Annotated in this window: 13 protein-coding genes; 7 read left to right on the forward strand and 6 right to left on the reverse strand. The window is 71.7% G+C overall.

Annotated features, from left to right (window positions below):
• Both AC4NMM_RS14820 and AC4NMM_RS14825 read left to right on the forward strand, forming a co-directional pair.
• A partial coding sequence (locus tag AC4NMM_RS14820; RefSeq protein WP_491924615.1) for a pyridoxal-phosphate-dependent aminotransferase family protein occupies positions 1-1,027 on the forward strand: 1,027 nt, incomplete at its 5' end.
• 441 nt (positions 1,028-1,468) lie between these two features.
• Positions 1,469-2,455, forward strand: coding sequence for an aldo/keto reductase (locus tag AC4NMM_RS14825; RefSeq protein WP_491924616.1), 987 nt, complete (start codon positions 1,469-1,471; stop codon positions 2,453-2,455).
• Positions 2,456-2,517: 62 nt separating this feature from the next.
• Here the strand turns inward: AC4NMM_RS14825 and AC4NMM_RS14830 are convergent, their stop codons facing one another.
• The gene (locus tag AC4NMM_RS14830; RefSeq protein ID WP_491924617.1) at positions 2,518-5,688 is read right to left on the reverse strand and encodes an FAD-binding and (Fe-S)-binding domain-containing protein; all 3,171 of its coding nucleotides are present in this window, start codon (positions 5,686-5,688) and stop codon (positions 2,518-2,520) included.
• Positions 5,689-5,805: 117 nt separating this feature from the next.
• Here AC4NMM_RS14830 and AC4NMM_RS14835 point away from each other — a divergent pair, with 117 nt between their 5' ends.
• Positions 5,806-7,404 (forward strand): lipopolysaccharide biosynthesis protein, encoded by a 1,599-nt coding sequence (locus tag AC4NMM_RS14835; RefSeq protein ID WP_491924618.1) that lies wholly within the window; start codon positions 5,806-5,808, stop codon positions 7,402-7,404.
• 86 nt (positions 7,405-7,490) lie between these two features.
• Complete coding sequence (locus AC4NMM_RS14840; protein WP_096395365.1) at positions 7,491-8,456, forward strand: M14 family metallopeptidase; 966 nt, start codon at positions 7,491-7,493, stop codon at positions 8,454-8,456.
• 20 nt (positions 8,457-8,476) lie between these two features.
• Here AC4NMM_RS14840 and AC4NMM_RS14845 read toward each other — a convergent pair whose 3' ends face one another.
• The 3 genes from AC4NMM_RS14845 to pan2 all read right to left on the reverse strand — a co-directional run bounded on the left by AC4NMM_RS14845 (position 8,477) and on the right by pan2 (position 11,318).
• On the reverse strand, positions 8,477-8,854 hold the full coding sequence (locus AC4NMM_RS14845) for a DUF5811 family protein (protein WP_096395363.1): 378 nt from the start codon (positions 8,852-8,854) through the stop codon (positions 8,477-8,479).
• A 73-nt stretch (positions 8,855-8,927) separates the two neighbouring features.
• The gene (locus AC4NMM_RS14850) at positions 8,928-9,473 is read right to left on the reverse strand and encodes a pyruvoyl-dependent arginine decarboxylase (protein ID WP_491924619.1); all 546 of its coding nucleotides are present in this window, start codon (positions 9,471-9,473) and stop codon (positions 8,928-8,930) included.
• Positions 9,474-10,094: 621 nt separating this feature from the next.
• Positions 10,095-11,318 (reverse strand): proteasome-activating nucleotidase Pan2, encoded by a 1,224-nt coding sequence (gene pan2, locus AC4NMM_RS14855; RefSeq protein WP_491924620.1) that lies wholly within the window; start codon positions 11,316-11,318, stop codon positions 10,095-10,097.
• A gap of 264 nt (positions 11,319-11,582) precedes the next feature.
• On the opposite strand from pan2, the gene AC4NMM_RS14860 reads away from it, so the two are divergent.
• On the forward strand, positions 11,583-12,140 hold the full coding sequence (locus AC4NMM_RS14860; RefSeq protein ID WP_096395357.1) for a response regulator: 558 nt from the start codon (positions 11,583-11,585) through the stop codon (positions 12,138-12,140).
• 20 nt (positions 12,141-12,160) lie between these two features.
• On the opposite strand, the gene AC4NMM_RS14865 is transcribed toward AC4NMM_RS14860, so the two are convergent.
• Positions 12,161-12,445, reverse strand: a complete 285-nt coding sequence (locus AC4NMM_RS14865; protein ID WP_096395355.1) for an amphi-Trp domain-containing protein — start codon at positions 12,443-12,445, stop codon at positions 12,161-12,163.
• Positions 12,446-12,541: 96 nt separating this feature from the next.
• On the opposite strand from AC4NMM_RS14865, the gene AC4NMM_RS14870 reads away from it, so the two are divergent.
• Positions 12,542-12,937 carry a hypothetical protein gene (locus AC4NMM_RS14870; RefSeq protein ID WP_096395353.1) on the forward strand — a complete coding sequence of 132 codons (396 nt, stop codon included), beginning with the start codon at positions 12,542-12,544 and terminating at the stop codon, positions 12,935-12,937.
• Positions 12,938-13,096: 159 nt separating this feature from the next.
• Here AC4NMM_RS14870 and AC4NMM_RS14875 read toward each other — a convergent pair whose 3' ends face one another.
• Positions 13,097-14,176: an aminopeptidase gene (locus AC4NMM_RS14875; RefSeq protein WP_096395351.1), complete on the reverse strand. Its 1,080-nt coding sequence runs from the start codon at positions 14,174-14,176 to the stop codon at positions 13,097-13,099.
• Between the two features lie 168 nt (positions 14,177-14,344).
• Here AC4NMM_RS14875 and AC4NMM_RS14880 point away from each other — a divergent pair, with 168 nt between their 5' ends.
• Complete coding sequence (locus AC4NMM_RS14880) at positions 14,345-15,331, forward strand: M48 family metallopeptidase (protein WP_491924621.1); 987 nt, start codon at positions 14,345-14,347, stop codon at positions 15,329-15,331.
• The last annotated feature ends 334 nt before the right edge of the window (positions 15,332-15,665 follow it).

A 15,665-nucleotide genomic window follows, 5' to 3' on the forward strand; every position in this document is an offset into this window, starting at 1 on the left:
CCGGGAGATATACGACCGACTCACGGAGCGGCTGGCGACGGTCTACGGCGTCGATTCGGGCGGTTCCGGCGACGCGGGCGGTGCCGGCGACGCGGGCGGCGCCGGCGACGCGGCCCGCGACGTCGTCGCCCTCGGCGGCGAGGGAATCTTAGGGCTGGAGGCCGCGGTCGCCTCGCTCGTCGAACCGGGAACCGAGGTGTTGTGTCTCTCGAACGGGCCCTACGGCGAGGGGTTCGCCGACTTCGTCGAGTCGTACGGCGGCGAGGCGACCCTCGTCGCGGCGGGGCACGACGAGCCGCTCCCGCTCGACGCGCTCGACGACGCGCTGGCGGCCGACGGCGCCGACTTCGACCTCGCGACGATGGTCCACTGCGAGACGCCGACGGGGACGCTCAACGACGTCGGGAGCGCGCTCGACCGGATCGAGGCGGCGGACCCGGAGCTCCTGACGGTCGTCGACGCGGTCTCCTCGCTCGGCGGCGTCGAGGTCCCGACCGATCGGATCGACGTGTGTCTCGGCGCCTCCCAGAAGTGTTTCAGCGCGCCGCCGGGCCTCGCGACGGCCGCGGTGAGCGACCGCGCGTGGGCCGCGATGGAAGAGCGCGACCCGCACGAACTGTACGCGAACTTCCTCCCGTTCCGCGACGTGCGCGACGGGTTCCCGTACACGCACCTCACGACCGAGGTCGTCGCGCTCGACGCGGCGCTCGGCCTCCTGCTCGACGAGGGGCTCGACGCGGTCCGCGAGCGACACGCGACGGCCGCGGCGCGCTGTCGCGAGCGCGGCGCGGAGCTGGGGCTGGAACCGGTTCCCGACCCGGAGCGCAGTTCGCCGACGGTGACCGCCTTCGAGGTTCCCGGGCGGGCCGAGGCGCTCCAGGAGCGACTGCGCGAGGAGCACGATATTACTCTCGCGACGGGGCTCGGTGACGGCGCCGGGGACGTGCTTCGGGTCGGCCACATGGGCCACAACGCTCGCGTCGAGCGCGTCGAGGAGACGATGGACGCGCTCGCCGACGTTTTATAAATAGTCCTCGGCGAATCGACGGCAGACGATTTTAAATCCCCAGTCGCTTATATTTAAATGATTGCTGGTAGATCTGCGGCGAACACCGCCAAAGCCCCAGCCGGGAGGGCGGCGCACGCTCGCTGCGCTCCTCGCTCAGTCGCTCACTTCGTTCGCTCCTTCGCTGTGGTGCTTGCGTCGCCTGCGCCGCCCTCCCGGCTGCCCCTTTGAGTCCCGTCCCGCACAGCACCGCCCCGCTCCTCACTCCTCCCCAGCCTCGTCGGCCTCCCTCCGGTCGGCCGACTCCCTCGCGCGGTGCTGCCTCGCGGCCGCCGGTGGCGGCCGCTCGCAGGCACGCGCCACCGCAGCTCTATTTATAAGCGTTGGTCGGCCCAGTCACGCCGATCGCACGACGCCGCCTCCGGAACGCCCTTGCGTTCGCCCGAACAACGTCTGGCCGACATGAACCATCGCGAACTCGGCGACGTCGGCGCGGTCAGCGAGGTCGGCTACGGCGCCTGGCAGATCGGCGGCGACTGGGGCGAGGTCACCGAAGACGAGGCGGTCGCGGCCGTCGAGGCCGCCCGCGACGCCGGGATCGACTTCTTCGACACGGCGGACGTGTACGGCGACGGCCGCTCCGAGCGGATCGTCGGCGAGGTTCTGGCCGAGGAGATCGCGAGCGACGACGTCACCGTCGCCACGAAGGCCGGCCGCCGGCTCGACCCGCACGAGGCCGGCGGCTACGCGGAGGCGAACCTCCGGCGGTTCGTCGACCGCTCGCGGGAGAATCTCGGCATGGAGACGCTCGATCTGGTCCAGCTCCACTGCCCGCCGACGGACGTGTACTACCGGCCGGAGACGTTCGACGCGCTCGAAACGCTCGCGGACGAGGGGCGAATCGCGAGCTACGGCGTCAGCGTCGAGCGCGTCGAGGAGGGGCTGAAGGCGATCGAGTACCCGGGCGTCGAGACCGTCCAGATCATCTTCAACCCCTTCCGGCAGCGGCCCGCCGAGCTGTTCTTGGAGGAGGCCGCGGCCCGCGACGTGGGCGTGATCTGCCGGGTGCCGCTCGCGTCCGGGCTCCTGACGGGCGCGCTCTCGCGCGACGCGGAGTTCCCCGAGGACGATCACCGCAACTACAACCGCGAGGGCGACGCCTTCGACGTCGGCGAGACGTTCGCGGGCGTCCCGTTCGAGGCCGGGCTCGACGCGGTCGACGCGCTCGACGAGCGCCTGCCGGACGACCGCCCGCTGCCCGAGTTCGCGCTGCGCTGGATCCTCGACCACGACGCCGTCACGACCGTGATCCCGGGGTCGACGACGCCCGAACACGTCCGAGCGAACGCGGCCGCGAGCGAGGCGCCCCCGCTCTCCGACGCCGAGCGCGAGGCCGCGAGCGACGTGTACGACGAGCACGTCCGCGAGCACGTCCACCAGCGCTGGTGAGGCGGGCGGACGGGGCGAGACGGGCGGGCGGCGCGCGCCGCTCTCGCCTCACTCGCCGCCCCTCACTCGTCGAGCGCGGCCGCTAGCTTCTCGATCGGGTGCGGCGGCGTCTCGGCCCCCTCGCGGTCGCCGAGCTGCGACCGGCAGGAGGCGCCGGGCGCCGTCACCGCGTCGCCGTCGCTGTCGTCGACCTGCCCGAAGAGGATCCGCCCGATCGCCTTCGAGAGGTCGTAGTGTTCGCTCTCGTAGCCGAACGAGCCCGCCATGCCGCAACAGGAGGAGTCGAGCGGGTCGACGCCGTAGCCGGCTCGTCGGAGGACGCCGACCGCGTGGTGGTCCGTGTTCGTCGCCTTCTGGTTGCAGTGGCCGTGGTAGGTGAGCGTCTCCGCGGGCGCGTCGAACGACAGCCGCTCGTCGACCCGGCGCGCGTCGAGGTACTCGCAGACGCCCGCCGCGGCCGCCGATACCGCCGCGGCGTCGTCGCCGTCGAGGAGGTCCAGGTACTCGTCCTGGAACATCACCGCGTCCGAGGGTTCGACGAAGAGAATCGACTGCCCGGCGCGGACGCGGGGCGCGAGCGCGGAGACGTTGTCGGCCGCGCGCTCCCGAGCCGTATCGAGGAACCCGGTCGAGAAGGCGGCGCGGCCGGAGGGCGCGAGGTCGTCGGGGACCTCGACGCGGACGTCGGCGGCCTCCAGCACGCGCACCGCCGCCTTCCCGGCCGCCGGGTAGCTGTAGTCGGTGTACGTGTCGGGGAACAGCGCGACGGTGTCGACCGCGTCGCTCTCGTCGACCGCGGGCCCGCCGCGGGCCGCGAACCACTCCTCGAAGCTCGTCGACCTGAACGTCGGCAGTTCGCGCTCGGGGGCGATTCCCGCGAGCGCGTCCATCGCGGTCCGGGCCCCGGGGACCTTCGCCGCCGCGTTCGACAGCGGCGCGAGCTTGCTCCCGAGCGCCGAGAGCCGGTCGATGTCCCGGAACAGTCGCTCGCGCAGCCCGGCGCCCTCCCGCTCGTGGTGGTCGTGTTTCACCTCCGCCTTCAGCTTCGCGAGGTCGACGCCCGTCGGACAGTCGCTCTGACACCCCTTACAGCCGACGCAGAGGTCGAGCACCTCCGCCTGGAACCGGTCGGAGTGGATCTCCTCGTCATCGAGCTCGCCGCTTATCGCGGCCCGGAGCATGTTCGCCCGCCCGCGGGTCGTCTGGATCTCCTCGCCGGAGGCGCGGTAGGTCGGACACATCGTTCCAGAGTCGGTCTCGCGGCAGGTGCCGCAGCCGTTACACAGCTCGACGAGCTCGGAGAAGCCGCCCTCGTCGGAGAAATCCAACGTCGTCTGGGGCTCGACCGACCGATACGTCGGCCCGTACCGGAGGTTCTCGCGCATGTCGGTGTCGGCGGCGGCCTCGGGATAGCCGCGCTCCGCGGCGGTCTCGCCGTCGACGTAGACGACCTTCCCCGGGTTCATGCGCCACTCGGGGTCGAACGCGGACTTCAGCTCCTGGAACGCCGCCCACAGCTCCTCGCCGTACATCTTCGGGTTGAACTCGGTGCGCGCGAGCCCGTCGCCGTGCTCGCCGGAGAAGGCGCCGTGGTGCTCCAAGACGAGGTCGGTGACGTCGTCGGCGATGGCGTGCATCGTCTCGACCCCCTCGGACTCCTTCAGCGAGAGGATCGGTCGGATGTGAAGCGTCCCGACGCCGGCGTGCGCGAAGTACGCGGCCGAGGTGCCGTGGTCGTCGAGCACCTCCTCGAAGGCAGCGACGTAGTCGGCGAGCTCGTCGGGCGGCACCGACGCGTCCTCGATGAACGGGTACGGCTTCGCGTCGCCCTCCATGCTCATCAGGAGGGGGATCGCCGCCTTCCGGAGGCTCCAGAGGTCCTCTTGGGTCCCCTCGTCGTACGCCTCGATGACGTCGAACGCGTCGCGGTCGCCGCGGCCGAGGAAGCGGTCGTTCGCGTCGGCGACCGCCGCCTCGAACCCGTCGACCAGCTCCGAGTCCCACTCCAGCATGAGCGCGGCCGCCGCCCGGTCGGGTATCGGCTCCGCGTACTCGGCGTACTCCGGCGAGCCCGCCGCCAGTTCGACGACCGCGTCGTCCATCAGCTCGACCGCGCTCACGGGGAGTTCGAGCGCCTCGGGGACCGCGCGCATGGCCGCGTCGAGCGAGTCGAAGGCGTACAGCGCCAGCGCGGTCTCCTCGGGGCGGGTGACGAGCGAGAGGGTGGCCTCGACGACGACGCCGAGCGTCCCCTCGGCGCCGACGAACAGCTTCGAGAGGTTGATCACCTCCTCGCCGTCGTCGTTCTCGTAGATCGCCTTGTGGAGGTTGTAGCCCGAGACCGACCGCTTGAGCGTCGGGTAGCGGTCCTCGATCTCGTCCGCGTTCTCCTCGACGAGCGCGCGGACCGTCTCGTACAGCGCGGCCTCGCGCTCGCCGCCCGCCTCCCCCGCGACGATCGCCTCGTACTCGGGGGAGTCGAGGACGACCTCTCGGGTGTGTATCAGCGAGCCGTCCGCCAGCACCACCCGGAGCTCTTCGGTGTAGGCGTCGGTGATCCCGTACCGCACGGAGTGGGCGCCGGTGGAGTTGTTGCCGATCCCGCCGCCCACGGTCGCGCGCGCCGAGGAGGCGGGGTCGGGCGCGAACTTCAGGCCGTCGTCCGCCAGCCGGTCGTCGAGGTCGTCCTGGACGACGCCCGGTTGGACCGTCGCGCGGCGCGCGTCGGGGTCGACCGACAGGATCGAGTCCATGTGGCGCGAGCAGTCGAGGACGACGCAGCCGGGCCCGACGGTCTGTCCCGCGAGCGACGACCCCGCGCCGCGCGGGAGGACCGGGACGCCGTGGTCGGCCGCGACCCGCATCGCCGACCGCACGTCGTCGACCCCGCGGGGGTAGACGACGCCCGCCGGCCGGGCCTGGTAGACGCTCCCGTCGGTCGCGTACAGCACCTGCGCGTACTCGTCGAACTCGACGCCGCCGGCGACCGCGTCGCGCAGGTCGGCCGCGAGCGACCGGTACGCCTCGACGTCCGGCCGGTCGTGGCCTAGCGCGGCGGCGGAGGCGGCCGACCGGTCCGGGTCCGTCTTCGCCTCCGATACCTCGCCAGCCGTTCCGCGCGCGCCCTCCGCGGCGACCCCGCCGTCCGACGCTACCCGCGGTGATCGGTCGCTCTCGGCGTCCCCGCTCAATTCCCCCGGGCCGCCGTCGCCGGCGAGTTCTCCTCCGTCCATGGGGAAGGTGGACGGGATGAGCGGCATAAATCCTTCGTGAACGATAATTATATTCATTTAGGGTGGCCGCGAAGCGGGCCGCTTTTTCGGCGGGGGCGCGACCGACCGACGGAGACTGTGGAGCACGAACGCGAGGAGGAGGCAGGCGGTTCGGACGCCGAGAGCCGCGAGGCCGAGGAGCGTCCCGGCGGAGAGGGCGACGCGATCCCGGACGACGAGCGCGAGGCGCTGGAGACGATCGCGCACGGCGCGGTGCTCACCTCGGGCGGGGTCACCGGCCAGCGCGCGCTGATCGCGGCGACCGAGTTCGCGCTGACCCGCGGGCTCGGCCCGACCGCCTACGGCGTCTACGCGCTGGCGTGGCGGATCGCGCAGTTGCTCTCCAGACTCGTGACGTTCGGCAGCGTCCCCGCGATCCAACGGTATCTCCCGGAGTACGCGGCGGATCCGGACCGACAGGGCGCGGTCGCCGGCCTCGCGTACGCGACGACGCTCGGGTTCGGGGTCGCGATCGCGGCCGGCGTCTGGCTCGCGGCGCCGGCGATAAACGCCCGCACCGTCACGGAGCCGGCGTTCGCGGGAACGATGCGGGCGTTCGGCGGGCTCGTCGGCCTCCTCGGCGTCGTGATGGTCGCGTCCGCGCTCTTCCGCGCGGTCGGGTCGGCCCGCGGCGAGATCCTGTTCAACAAGCTGTTGCGCCCGGGCGTCAGGCTCGTCGGCGCGCTCGGCGCGCTCGCGCTCGGCTACTCCGTCGTCGGCGTCGCCGGCGCGATCGTCGCCGCGACCGGGGTCCTCGCCGCGGCCGCGGTCCCCCTCTCCGCGTCCGTCACGGGGGTTCGGCCGACGCTCCGGGGCGCCCGCGCGGAGGCGCGCCGCTTCTACGACCACGCGGCGCCGGTCGCGATGAGCAGCCTCGGGAAGGTGTTCCAGAACCGCGTCGACGTGTTACTCGTCGGCGCGCTGCTGACGGCGACCGCGGCGGGCGTGTACAACGTCGTCCTCGTGGTGATCGCGGTCGCGTGGATCCCCCTCTTATCCTTCAACCAACTCCTCCCGCCCGTCGCCTCGGAGCTGTACGCGAACGACCGGACGGCGACGCTCAACGAGGTGTACGGCTCCGTCACGCGACAGATCGTCACCGCGGTCGTCCCGATCCTCGCCGTGCTGGCGGTGTACGGCCGGGAGATCCTCGGGCTGTTCGGCGCGGCGTACGTCGACGGCTACCTCCCGCTCGTCGTCTACCTCGGCGGCGTCTTCGTCGGGAGCGCCGTGGGCGCGACCGGCTGGCTCCTGATGATGACCGACCACCAGTACGCGCGGATGGCGCTCGACTGGCTGCTCGCGGTCCTCAACGTCGGGCTCACCTACGCGTTCGTCGTCCGGTACGGGCTCGTCGGCGCCGCGCTCGGCACGTCGCTCGCGATCGCGGTCCAGAACGGGATCCAGGTCGTCCTCCTCCGTCACTTCGAGGGGCTGTGGCCGTTCGACCGGACCTTCCTCACCCCGCTCGCGGCGGGCGGCGTCGCCGCGGCCGTCATGTACGGCGTCCGCTCGCTCCTGACCGGACCCTCGGCGGTCCTCGCGGGGAGTGCGGTCGGAATCGCGGCGTACGCCGCCTCGCTCCGACTCGTGGGCGTGGACCCCCGCGATCGCTTCGTCGCGCGGCGGCTGGCGCGGCGGTACCGGGCCGCGCTCGCGGAGCGGTTCGACCGCTGAGCCGCGCGCCCCCGAAGCGGCTCGGCCGCTGGCTCCCCGCGAGCGGATCGCGACGGTTTATTGGCGGACCGCGACGTACCGACGGTATGCAAACGATCGACCGCGAGTCGGCGGGGTCGGCTCGCGTCGCGATCGTCGGCGGGATCCACGGCGACGAGCCCGCCGGCGTGCGGATCGTAGAGCGGCTCGCGGCGGAACTCTCACCGCTCGACCCGACCGACGGCGGCGGGGTCGACGGAGGGAGGAACGGCGACGACGCGGAGCCCGAGGGGCTCGTCAGGCTCATCCTCGCCAACGAACCGGCGATCGAGGCCGAGACGCGCTACACGGACGCGGACCTGAACCGGGCGTTCCCGGGCGACGCCGACAGCGAGGAGTACGAGCGGGCGCTGGCGCCGCGGCTCGCCGCCGAGCTGGAGGGGTTCGACGCCGTGCTCGCGCTCCACACCTCCCACAGCGCGCCGCCGCCGTTCGCCATCTTCAGCGACCTGACCGAGTCGGTCCGCCGCACTGTCACCGGGCTCCCGGTCGACCACGTGGTCGACGCGAGCGGGCTCCGGTCGACGACGCTCGACTCCACGATCCCACATACCGTCTCGATCGAGGTGGGCCGACAGGGGAGCGAGGCGGCCGTCGAGTTCGGCCACGAGGCGTGTCACGCGTTCCTCCGCGTCCACGACGCGCTGGCGGACGAGCCGCCGACGTTCTCGGAGACGGTCGTGGTGAAGGGCAGCGAGGAGGTGCCGAAGGGCGGCGGGGAGCCGCGCGTCCACTTCGCGAACTTCGAGGCCATCCCGGAGGGCGCGGTGTTCGCCGAGGACGACGTGTACACGCACCGCGTCGAGGAGCCGGGCGTGGTCCCGATCCTCGCGAGCGAGCGCGGGTACGACGACATCTTCGGCATGTACGGCCGCGTCACCGGGGCCGTAAAGCCGCCGGGCGAGGGGGAGCTGCGGGTGTATCCGCGCGGCGACCGCGACGAGCGTCGCGACTCCGGAGCGGGCGGGGACGACGGCGAGAACGGGTCGGAACGGTCGGGGCGCTCGAACTGACTACGCTTCGGCCGGGACGGTCACTTCGCGGTCGGCGTGATATCGCCGACGGCGTCCATCACCTGGACAGCCGCGCTGGCGGCCAGTCCGCGGGCGACCTCGTCGGTGTCGGACTCGGCGATGCCGGCGTCCAGGTCCTCCGGGTCGGGGGTGAAGCCGGCCGAGACGGGGTGGCCGGCCGGCGGGTTGACCGCGACGGTCGCCTGCGGGCCCTCGGCGCCGACGGAGAGCTCGGAGCCGACGGCGTAGCTGTCGGGGAGATACGATTGCGTGCGCGATACGATTCCGGCGACCGCGCGCCGGAGCTGTCGTTCCTGGTCCGGAGAGAGGTCGACGGCCGCGGGCGAGCCCGCGTCCGTCACACCCGGTGCCCCGGCGTACGGGTTGTTGCCGTTCATTCGAAGACACGACACGTACGCGGAGCCGAGTCAAAAAGGCGTCGGCGCCGGCGACCGGAACCGCACGAGAGCCTCACAGGATCGGCTCGGACTCCCCGTACGCGGCGATCACGACCGCGGTCGCGTACCGGTCCGGCTCGGCGGCGACCCGCTCGACGCGCGTCTCGCGGTCCGGGAGGTCCCAGTCGCGGAGGTCGGCGCCGCTGTCGAGCCCCGCCTCGATCCGCTCGCGGACGTCGTCGGCGTCCTCGCCGGTCACCTCGTAGAAGAGGCCCGGTCCCGGGCCGGTCGCCCAGCCGAGCCCCGCGACCGCGTCGGGGTGTCGGCGGGGCGCGCGCTTCGATTCGGCGCCCTCGGCGCCCGACCGCCCGCCCTCGCGGAAGTCGACCTCGTCGCCCGGCCCGACCGTCCGGCGCGCCTCGACGACGGTGAGCCGGTTGCCGGCGGGACCGAGGTCCGGCGCCTCCGACACCGCCTCGACGGTCGCCTCGGCGGGGACGACCGAGGAGACCGCCACGAGGTTGTAGTTGTGGAGGTTCGCGTCCGCGAGCGCGGCGTCGTAGGAGGCCATCGCCGTGTCGGCGACGCCGACGCCGCCGGCGACGTGGATGGTGCTCATTGACGGCGAATCGGCGGCGAGCGCGGTAAGGGGTTACGAACCCGACCGCCGGTGCGGACAATATAAACCGCATTTAAAAATGCGGTGGCGCGCCTGCGAGCGGCCGGAGCGAAGCGGAGGCCGCGAGCCAGCCCGCGAGGGACGCGGTGAGCGCTCGGAGAGCGCGAACCGCGAGGCTGGGGAGGCGTGAGGCTGCGGTGCTGTGCGGGGCGGGACTCAAAGGGGCAGCCGCGAGGACGAAGCACGACGACGTAAGGACCGCAGGAGCGAGCGAAGCGAGCGACGAGGACCGCAGCAAGTCGCGCGAGTCCTCGCGGCTGGGGCTTTGGCGGTGTTCTCCGGCGATCCGGTGGCGGTCATTTATAAGCGAGCGGCTGGGGCTTTGGCGGTGTTCTCCGGCGATCCACAGCCAGCCATTTATAAGTGAGCGGCGGGGGCTTTGGAGGTGTTCACCGTCGATCTGCCAGCAGCTATTTATAAGTGAGCGGCGGGGGCTTTGGAGGTGTTCGCCGCCGATCTGCCAGCAGCTATTTATAAACGAACCGCTGGAATTTCAGCCGAAGTTACGGTCCCTACAGCGTCTCGGAAAAACCGAACGTCAATCGCGTATTCGCAGTCGACTCAGTACTGGTAGTTGATGACCCGCTCGTCCTCCTTGTCCGCGTCCTGAAGCTTGTCGCGGGCCTGCTCGAAGTCCTCTTGCGTCACCTCGGTGCGGCCGTCGCGGATGGCGAACATCCCCGCCTCGGTCGCCAGCGAGGCGATGTCCGCGCCGCTGTACCCGTCGAGGTCGCGGGCGACCGTGCCGAGGTCGACGCCGTCGGCGACGTTCATCTCCTCGGTGTGGATCTCGAGGATGCGCTCGCGGCCCTCGGCGCCGGGCTCGGGCACCTCGATGAGGCGGTCGAAGCGACCGGGGCGTAAGATTGCCTCGTCGAGCATGTCGAAGCGGTTGGTCGCGGCCATGATCCGGACCTCGCCGCGGTCGTCGAAGCCGTCCATCTCGGAGAGCAGCTGCATCATCGTCCGCTGGACCTCCGCGTCGCCCGAGGTCTTCGAGTCCGTGCGCTTGGCCGCGACGGCGTCGATCTCGTCGATGAAGATGACGGCGGGCTCGCGCTCGGCGGCGAGCTCGAACAGGTCGCGGACGAGCCGCGCGCCCTCGCCGATGAACTTCCGGACGAGCTCGGAGCCGGCCATCTTGATGAACGTCGCGTCCGACTCGTTGGCGACGGCCTTCGCGAGCATCGTCTTCCCGGTGCCCGGCGGGCCGTGGAGCAGGACGCCGCTCGGCGGCTCGACGCCCACCGTCTCGAACTGCTCGGGATTCTCCAGCGGGTCCTCGACGGCCTCGCGGACCTCCCGGATCTGGTCGTCGATGCCGCCGATGTCGGCGTACTCGACGTCCGGCGACTCGGTGACCTCCATCGCCTGCGCCCGGGAGTCGGTCTCGTCGTCAAGCACCTGCTGGACCGCGAAGGAGTCGTTGATCGCGACGCGGTCGCCGGGCCGAAGGTCCTCGTCGAGCCGCGAGGCGGCCTGCGTGAGCACCTCCTGGTTGTTGCCGTGCTGTTTGATGACGACGCCGTCGTCGGTGATCTCCTCGACGGAGGCGATGTACAGCGAGGAGGTCTTCAGCACCTCGTTCTCGCGTTTCAGCTGCTCGACGTCGTCTTTCAGCTCGCCGCGGCGCCCCTCGGCGTCCGCGAGCCGGTCTTCCAGTTCCTCGTTCACCTGAACGATCCGCCGGTAGTGCTGGCGGATCGCCTCCAGCCGCTCCGCGTCGCTCATCTCGGGGTCGAGCTCCAACCGCGGGCGGTCGGGCAGTGAGGGGCTGTGAGACATTCGTTGTTCCCGAGTAAGATACGGGCGTAAATGTGCCTTTGGGTCACGGAGAGACCGTTGGATCGGCGGCGCGGACGCGCGGCCGCCGAGGCCGTGAACCCCGGCGGCGACCGCGCGGCTCCCGGAAGGTATCAGGATCGATAACCGGAGGTCAACGTTTTAACGCGGAGCGAACGAAGCCGCTCGTATGGACGCACGAACGGCGGGCGGACGCGCCGGTTCGGCGCTCGCAGACCGCGAGACCCGGACGGGGAGGCGCCGCCGATGACCGAAGCCCCGGACGCGACCGTCCTCGCGGTCGATGACGAGCCGGACCTCGCGGAACTGTACCGGGTGTACCTCGACCCGGTCTACGACGTGCGGATCGCCACCGGCGGCGAGGCGGCGCTCGATGCGATGGACGACGATGTCGACGTCGTCCTCTTAGACCGCCGGATGCCCGACATGTCGGGCCACGAGGTGTTGAACGCGATCCGCGGCGACGGGTACGACGCCCGCGTGGCGATGCTGACCGCGGTCGAGCCCGACGTCGACATCGTCGACATGCCGTTCGACGACTACAAGACGAAGCCGGTCACCAAGGAGGACCTGCTCACGCTCGTCGAGGTGCTCCTCCACCGGGCCGCGTTCGACGAGCGGAGCCAGGAGTTCTTCGCGCTCGCCTCGAAGAAGGCGGCGCTGGAGGCCGCGGGCACGACCGGCACCGAGGAGTACGAGGAGCTCGTCGAGCGGATGGAGTCCGTCCGGCTCGAAGTCGACGACACGCTCGATCGCCTCTCCGCGCGGGACGCGTTCGTCGAGGTTCCCGGCGAAGTGCCGTAGACGGACCCTTCCTCCCCCGACTACTCTATCTCCAACTCGCCGCCCGCGCCCTCCTCACCGCCGTCCTCGTCCCACTCCAGCTCGAACTCGACGCTCAGCTCGCCCGGCCCGCCCGCCGGTCCCTCGCGCTCCGCCTTCACCTCGAAGGTCGGCCTCGCGGGCGGCTCCAGCGTCGTCGACTCGTCGCCGCGTTTGAGCGTGATCGCGTTTCCGTCGTCCAGCGAGTCCGCGACCGTCCGCAGGTACGCGGCGATCTCCTCGCGGCTCCGACGGCTCTCCGACTCGAAGAGGACTTCTTCGGGCATGCGGGGTCGTACGCCGTCTCGTAACTTAAATACCGACGCGGCGCTGCGCCGTCGCTCCCCCGATCGTTTTGTGCCGTCCGACCGAACGCTCACCCCGTGTCAATCCCCGACTCGCTTCGCACGGTCGTCGCCGTCGCCGTCTACTGGACGGCGATCGCCCTCGGCGGGAGCGTCCTCCTCCCGGACCCGACGAGCCCGCTCGCCGCTGTCCCGATCCTCGGCGGCGGCGCGGTCGTCGCGCACGCCGCACGCGCCGACCGCCTCGTCGAACTCGGCTACGCGGTGGGGACGATGTGGCTCGCCGTGCTGGCGCTGTCGATCGGCACCGGCGTCGTCGACGTGTTCGTCCTGCCGGCGGGAGAGATCGCGCCGCTCGCCGGCTACCCGGGGATCGCGGCGATCGGGACGGTCGGGCTGTTCGGCGTCCTCCTCGTCGCGTACGGGGCGTTCGTCCGCCGGAGCGCGGAGCGCGACGCGGGCGAAGCCGAGTGAGACTGACCGCCGACCCGCCCCCGACCGCCTTAGAACCCGTCCTCGAAGACGAACGTCCCAGTTACACCTTTTTCCCGGCCTCGCTCCGCTCGGCCGGCAAAAATCTGTACCAAAAAACCGCACGTCCGAGGACGGCCGCCGACCCGCCCCCCGACCACCTTAGAACCCGTCCTCGAAGACGAACGTCCCGTTCCGCTGAACGACCTCGCCGTCGACCTCGATGACGGAGTCCTCGCTCATGTCGACGATCATGTCGACGTGTTCGGCCGACTCGTTGACCTCGTTGTCTCCCCCCACCGTCTCCGGGTACGCGGAGCCGACCGCCATGTGGACGGTGTCGCCCATCTTCTCGTCGAACAGCATGTTGTAGGTGAAGCGGTCGATCTGTCGGTTCATCCCGATACCCAGCTCGCCGAGGCGCCGCGAGCCCTCGTCGGTGTCGAGGATGCCGGAGAGGAGGTCCTCGTTGCGCTCGGCCGAGTGGGAGACGACCTCGCCGTCCTCGAACCGGAGCCGGACCCCGTCGATCTCGCGGCCGTAGCGGTACAGCGGCAGGTCGAAGTGGACCTCGCCGTCGACGCCGTCGCGGGTCGGCGCGGTGAACACCTCGCCGCCGGGGAGGTTCGCCTCGCCGTCGTCGTTGAGCGTGGAGTTGCCCGACACGTCGAGCGTGAGGTCGGTCTCCTCGCCCGATCGGATCCGGACCTCGTCGGCGTCGTCGAGGATCTCGACCATCTCCGCCTGGAACTCGCGCTGTTCGTCCCAGTCCAGCGAGACGGCGTCCCAGACGAAGTTCTCGTACGCCTCGGTGCTCATCCCGGCGAGCTGGGCGTGGCTGGCGGTCGGGTACTGCGTGAGGCACCACGTCTTCGACAGGCGCGTTCGCTTGACTTCTTCCATCGCGCGGTTGTACGCGGCGTTGGTCTCGGGGTCGACGTCGGCGTCCTCGGTGGCGTTCGCGCCGCCGCGCGCGATGACGAAGACGTCGGCCGCCTCGTAGAGCGCGCGCCGGTGGCTCGGCTCGGTGAACTCCTCGGAAGAGCGCTTGAACGCGCGCTGGGCGCGCTTCGAGTAGTTGAGGTAGACGGGGTTCGCCCCGCGGTCGCCGCAGACCTCGTGGAGCGCGACGGCGAGGTCCTCGGCCTCCTTGGGCATCTGGATGACCACGTCGTCGCCCGACTCGATGCCGGTAGAGTGGTCGGCGATGATCTCCGCGTGTTCGCGAACGCGTGCGTCCATACAGCCGATTTCGCGGCCGGGGAATTACCGCTTTTCCTTCCGGCGGGCCGGGTGGGGGAGCCCGAGGCGCGAGCGTCCGGCGCAGGAACGCCGCCGATCCACGGGTGAGACGACCGGCCAGTTCGCCGGCCGCAACGCGTTTGCCCCGCCGTCGCGTACGATCGGACGATGTCTCGGCTCGCGTTCCGCGCGGCCGCGGCGGTCGTCGGCGTCGCGCTGCTCGCCGCCTACCTGACCGCGGCGCTGTTCGTCGCCGACCTGCTGCGCGCGGTCTGGGCCGCCCGCCCCGACCTCCCGGTCCTCCTCGCGCTGCTGGCCGCCGGCGCGCTCGGATCGGCGTACCTCAGCTACCGGCTCGGCACCGCGCAGATCCTCGGGAACCTGGAGGGGGACCGGGTTCCCCGCGAGCGGGCGCCGGACCTCCACCGTCGGATCGACTCGCTCGCGGCGCGGATGGCGGTCGAGCGCCCAACGCTGTACGTCACCGACGCCCGCGCCCCGAACGCGTTCGCGGTCGAGGGCGGGAGCGACGGCGGCGCCTTGGTGATCGACCGGTCGCTGTTCCGGCTGCTCTCCCCGCGGGAAATCGAGGCGATCCTCGCGCACGAGCTGGCGCACCTGGAGGGCAACGACGGGTTCGCGATCGCGATGGCCGACGGGGTCGGCCGCGCCCTCGTCGGGGTCGCCACCGTGGTCGCGCTGCCGGCGCTGCTCGCGCTGTCGGGGCTCGCCGCCGCCTCGGCGTGGATTCGCGGTCGACCGGGCGACCGGTCGGGTCCCTTCGCGCGGCTCCACCGCGGGCTCGCCGGCGCGCTGTTCGGCGGGTTCGTCCTCGCGACGCTCGTCTCCCGGTCGCGGTCGCGCAAGCGCGAGTTCGCGGCCGACGATCGCGCCGCCGAGGTGACCGGCGATCCGATCGCCCTCGCGCGGGCGCTCCGTCGAATCGAGCGCGCGGCGGAGCCTGCGTGGCCGTTCGCGCCGTTCTCGACGCACAAGCGCACCGAGGACGCGGCCGAGCGCTGGCTGTCGACCCACCCCTCGACCGACGAGCGCGTCGAGCGCCTGCGCGAGAAGGCGGAGTCGCAGGGACCGACGCGGCGGATTCCGGCGGGGCCATCGGGGGCGAGCGGCGGACGCGGATCGTCGTGGCGGTAATAGGGGCCACGACGCGAGATCCGACCCGAACTGCGGTGGCGCGTGCCTGCGAGCGGCCCTTGGCCGCGAGCAGCACGCGCGAGGGACGCGGTGAGCGCTCGAAGAGCGCGAACCGCGAGGTTGGGGAGGTGTGAGGCGCGGTGCCGTGCGGTGCGGGGCGGGACTCAAAGGGGCAGCCGCGAGGGCGGCTCAGGCGACGTAAGTAGCGTGGCGCGACGCGCCACGGAAAGCCGGCGGCGGAGCCGCCGGCGACACCGCAAGGAGGGAGCGACCAGCGGGGCCGGAGGGGGCGACCAGGGCGGTTCAGGTCCCCGGCCGGGGGGCTTGGGGGGTT

This window comes from Halorubrum sp. SD41 (assembly GCF_058630335.1).